The following is a 1,113-nucleotide window of genomic DNA, read 5'->3' on the forward strand; positions in this document are numbered from 1 at the left end:
GGCGGTTGCAGGAGCTGAGTGCAACACGGTTATTGAATTGAAGCCGGAGCATCATGCCGCATAGCCAAGGCTTCCTGCATCACCTCTCCCATGACTTCGATCGGGCATTTGAAATCGAAGCGCTTACGGGGGCGCATATTCAGTTGCAGGGCGATGGCATTCAGTTGCTCCTGGCTGTGTACCGACAAGTCAGTCCCCTTGGGCAGGTACTGGCGGATCAGGCCGTTGATGTTTTCGTTACTGCCGCGCTGCCATGGGCTGTGCGGATCACAAAAATAAATAGCGACCCCGGTCTGCTGGGTGATTTCAGCATGCCGCGCCATCTCCCGGCCTTGGTCGTAGGTCATGCTCTTGCGCATCGCCAGCGGCATGCCGTTGAGCGCTGCACTGAAGCCCTCCATCGCCGAGGTCGCCGTTGCGTCGTTCATCTTCACCAGCATCAGGTAGCCACTGGTGCGCTCCACCAACGTGCCTACCGACGAGGCGTTGGCCTTACCCTTGATCAGGTCGCCCTCCCAATGCCCCGGCATCAGCCGGTCTTCGATCTCTGGCGGGCGCACGTGAATGCTGACCATCTCCGGAATCTGGCCGCGCCGATCCACGCCGCCAGAGCGCGGTCTGCGCGTCGCCTTGCTTTGGCGCAGGCAGATGATCAGCTCCTTGCGCAGCTCGCCGACCGGCAAGGCATAGATCGCGTTGTAGATCGTCTCTCGACAGACGTAGGCATCTCTGAGGCTGGGAATGTTCATGCCGCGCAGCTTGCCGGCAATCTGTTCAGGAGACAAACGCTCACGCAACATATGGGTCACCAACTCGAAGCGCTCACTGCCCGGCAGAAGCTTGCGCTTAGGGCGACAAACCTGGCGCCGAATGCTCATCTGTCGCTGGGCGCAGCGGGCCGAGTAAGCACCACTACTGCCTCGATTGCGCTTCAGCTCTCGACTGATGGTCGAGGGCGACCTGTCAATCAGGCGAGCAATGCCGCGCAGGGTGAAGCCTTGAGCTTGACTGAGCTGAATGATCGCGCGCTCTTCAACGCTGAGTTCGGAATAGGACATAGGGGCAGCACCGTACCGGAAAGGTCAGGTGTTGCACTCAGTTTTCGCGGCCGCC

The 1,113-nt window shown here is 60.1% G+C and carries 1 protein-coding gene; it reads right to left on the reverse strand.

The window, feature by feature from the left end; all coding sequences use genetic code 11:
- Positions 1-29: 29 nt before the first annotated feature.
- On the reverse strand, positions 30-1,058 hold the full coding sequence (locus ACZRMH_RS25775) for an IS30 family transposase (RefSeq protein ID WP_017246483.1): 1,029 nt from the start codon (positions 1,056-1,058) through the stop codon (positions 30-32).
- Between the last annotated feature and the right edge of the window lie 55 nt (positions 1,059-1,113).

The sequence above is a fragment of the Pseudomonas sp. B414 genome (assembly GCF_055408445.1).

Bases quoted from the DNA above. Each gene is read 5' to 3' on its own strand.
- ACZRMH_RS25775 (WP_017246483.1), bottom strand. From the start codon at position 1,058: ATGTCCTATTCCGAACTCAGCGTTGAAGAGCGCGCGATCATTCAGCTC.